General features: G+C 41.6%; 4 protein-coding genes. 2 read left to right on the top strand and 2 right to left on the bottom strand.

The window, feature by feature from the left end:
- Nucleotides 1–2: 2 nt before the first annotated feature.
- Both P9B04_RS20060 and P9B04_RS20055 read right to left on the bottom strand, forming a co-directional pair.
- Nucleotides 3–851 carry a hypothetical protein gene (locus P9B04_RS20060; protein WP_342056745.1) on the bottom strand — a complete coding sequence of 283 codons (849 nt, stop codon included), beginning with the start codon at nucleotides 849–851 and terminating at the stop codon, nucleotides 3–5.
- A gap of 105 nt (nucleotides 852–956) precedes the next feature.
- Complete coding sequence (locus tag P9B04_RS20055) at nucleotides 957–1,232, bottom strand: hypothetical protein (RefSeq protein WP_342056744.1); 276 nt, start codon at nucleotides 1,230–1,232, stop codon at nucleotides 957–959.
- Between the two features lie 832 nt (nucleotides 1,233–2,064).
- Here P9B04_RS20055 and P9B04_RS20050 point away from each other — a divergent pair.
- Both P9B04_RS20050 and P9B04_RS20045 read left to right on the top strand, forming a co-directional pair.
- The gene (locus tag P9B04_RS20050) at nucleotides 2,065–2,208 is read left to right on the top strand and encodes a hypothetical protein (protein ID WP_342056743.1); all 144 of its coding nucleotides are present in this window, start codon (nucleotides 2,065–2,067) and stop codon (nucleotides 2,206–2,208) included.
- Nucleotides 2,209–2,229: 21 nt separating this feature from the next.
- Nucleotides 2,230–2,406, top strand: a complete 177-nt coding sequence (locus tag P9B04_RS20045) for a hypothetical protein (RefSeq protein ID WP_342056742.1) — start codon at nucleotides 2,230–2,232, stop codon at nucleotides 2,404–2,406.
- The last annotated feature ends 203 nt before the right edge of the window (nucleotides 2,407–2,609 follow it).

Here is a 2,609-nt window from a genome sequence, read left to right as displayed (position 1 = left end):
TTTCAGATATCGCTTCTCATATCAACTTTTCTTGGTGCAAGATGTGAGTTTAACCTTTTTTGAGGGATATATTTGTGAGAACTTTCTATTTCTCCACTGCCAATTGGGAGACCAAGAGAACGGAATTTTTGGGATTGAACACTGTTCTGAAAACGGTCTAGATGATTGGCTAACTGATCAATTCTTTTTACTTCTAGTTGTCGCATTTTATTAGTAACAGTCGTCACTGGCTCTCTCTCAAGTAAATTAAGCAAATAATTCACCCAATTTGAACGCTGTTTTTTTCCTATTTTTAGAGCTTCAGCACCTTGATAAAGGTGTTGTAATAGATGAGCTTTATCTAGAATAAATTGAAGAGTAGGAAATTCAACTTCAAGAGCTTCTTTTAATCCTGGTCCTCCATCAGCTACGGCAAAAATTTGGCTTTCTTCGGAGAATCCTTGAAGATAAGCAGCAGCTTTTAGATTTTTGGCTAGTTCAGGATATTTGCCATATCTGGCTATAAACGAAGGCAGAAGGCAGAAGGCAGAAGGCAGAGGGCAGAAGGATCGTTTAGAGGGAGATTCAAACTCGCCACTAAACGAAGACCGCCAAATCGAAGATTTTGGCGGGGGTCTTAAACCCAAAAAGGAGTGAGGAAGAAGATCGACTAAACCATCTGCCATCTGCCATCTGCCATCTGCCTTCAAGGGCGAAGCCCTGATAAATGTCCGCTTTTCTTTCTGTTCAACTGGACGAGCTAAGCCCACTCTTATTTCTACCCAATCAATTTTACGAGTTTTTTTTAGCAGCTTCCTTTTTGGAGTCCTTTTTCGCTTTTTAGCTAGGGAATATACTCCTGTCCTAATCATACTCCCATCCAATTGTAACAAAATTCGGTCAAACGAAGGCAGAAGACGCTGCGCTACAAGGGCAGAGGGCAGAAGTTCACTGGTAAGGTCACGGGGCTTGTACCCCTACCAAACTCGCGGACGTCTTGAAAGACGGGGCTTGTACCCGAAGGGATAAGGCAGAAGGACAATCCTTCTGCCCTCTGCCCTCTGCCCTCTGCCTTCAAGGGCGAAGCCCTGGTCACTTTTTTGGTCAACTTTATTGGGGGCATTTTCTTCAGCCTCTTTCAAAATTTTAGCCACATAATCTTCAGCCAGTTTAGCCTTTTCTTGAACTTCTCTTTGTAACCAACTTCTTTCCACACAAAATCCATAATGTTCTTCAAATCTTTTCGCCGCCAATTGAAAGGAATCTTCACAACCAAATTCTGTTAAAGCTCGCCCAACTTTTAGAGAACAATCTCCCGCTTTTATCGTCCCAACGGGACGAGGCTCTAGGCTCTAGGGCGTAGGCTCTAGGCAAGAGCCGAGTTCCGTAGTATGGGTATAAGACCCCTCCCTTTGGGGAGATTGTAGTCAGGAGGGGTTCAATCCCCTTCTGACTACTAGAGCCTAGAGCCTAGAGCCTAGTGCCTATGAACCCTAATTTTTCTTTGACAGGTCGGATTCCCTTTTTTGATTTTCGATTCCATAGATAGGGGGATTCTAGTTGAAATTTCCCAAAGATCGTTGTGTAATTGATTTTCGGTCTTCTGTGGACAACAAATCCCTTTTTTTGAGCTTTAACCGTGATTTGAGCTACGATTCAACTGAGTAACATTGACATGACTTTTAAACCGATTTCTCTCAAAATCGAGAGAACAGTTCCATCGAGAAGAAAAAATTGAGCCGTCAAATCCTCCTCATTTTCTAGTATAGTATGAAAAATTAAGTCACTTACTTTTGTTATACAATCTTGATATTTTTCTGTCATGATAGTGTGGATTCATTGCTGAAAATTCTTTAACACACTGTCATTTTTTTGTCCAGTTTGCAAGCCCATTAAGACATTTTTTAGGACTTTTCCCCTTTATTTTCCAGAAACAGACTTTTTTAGCGATCGCCTTAGAGTTGACGAAAAAATCAACCTCGACATTAGACTAGACTTGGGCGTTAAGAGAGCGATCGCCGTTTTGGTTTCAACAACTGTTTTTGAGCGCACCCCATTAATTATGAAAACGCTTGCCATTATTGCATGGCTGCCCATTCTGGATTAGCCAAAATAAAAGGTATGTCTCAAGAAAATCTTGACGCTCTTAGAAAAGGAGTCCCCATGCCCGACCAAAAATTAGAAGCACTACGGCACTGGGAGCGACGCAAAAATGTCGCATCGACCTGAAGTCATTGAAAGCGACTGGGGATGGGGATTTGGGGAAAGCTTACCGGCTTGCTCTTATTCCGTTCTGATGAACACCAAAAATTTATAAGCGCGATCGCTCTCAACAGGAAAAAGTTGGGGGGGTGGAGGCAAAAAGACGAAGAAAAGACGAAGAAAAAACAGAGAGAAGACGAAGAGAAGGCGCAGAAAAGGGCTTAAGTCAATAAAAAGAAGAAAATGGGGACTCTCGCTGTTTAATTAGGTTAACCTAGAGCCATAATCCCTTGATCAAACTTTGAATAATCCCCATGAATTTTGAAAAAATAGTTACAAATAGTCTAACTGAATTATTGATAACTTTTCAACAAGCGATCGCCCCACTATTAGAATTAGGAAAAATTGACGACTGGGATGGCACTGAA

The sequence above is a fragment of the Crocosphaera sp. Alani8 genome, from assembly GCF_038442745.1.
In the GTDB taxonomy this organism is placed as follows: domain Bacteria; phylum Cyanobacteriota; class Cyanobacteriia; order Cyanobacteriales; family Microcystaceae; genus Crocosphaera.
Note: the sequence above shows the minus strand (reverse complement) of the source record. Positions and strands in the feature narration are given on the sequence as shown.